Here is a 476-nt window from a genome sequence, read left to right on the forward strand (position 1 = left end):
CCCCCGGACCGGGCCCCAGGCACACAGTGGTCCCAAGACACGCCGTGGTCCCAAAGCGCGCCTTCGTTCCAAGGCACGCCTTCGTTCCAAGACACGCAGGGTCCCCGGCCGGGCTACACCGGCCGGACCGGCGACGGGACCGCCCTGTTCGCCTTCTCCGGCCCGGTAAACCCCGCCACGATCCGCAAAATCGCCTGCGACGCCGACCTCATCCCCGTCGTCCTCGGCAGCGACGGCCGGATCCTGGACATCGGCCGCGCCTCACGGGTCTTCCCGCCCCACATCCGCAAAGCCATCATGGCCCGGGACCAGGGCTGCGCGTTCCCGGACTGCACCATCCCCGCGCCCTGGTGCGAAGCCCACCACATCACCTACTGGTCACGGGGCGGAACCACCGGCACCGGCAACGGCGTCCTCCTCTGCACCCATCACCACCACCTCATCCACAAAGAACTGTGGACCATCGAAATCACCAA

General features: G+C 68.5%; 1 protein-coding gene. It reads left to right on the forward strand.

The genetic code is table 11. From position 1 onward, the window contains the following. The coding region (locus ARGLB_RS11340; RefSeq protein WP_003802457.1) for an HNH endonuclease signature motif containing protein at nucleotides 1–476 on the forward strand (476 nt) is incomplete at both ends.

Source organism: Arthrobacter globiformis NBRC 12137 (assembly GCF_000238915.1).
In the GTDB taxonomy this organism is placed as follows: Bacteria; Actinomycetota; Actinomycetes; order Actinomycetales; family Micrococcaceae; genus Arthrobacter; species Arthrobacter globiformis.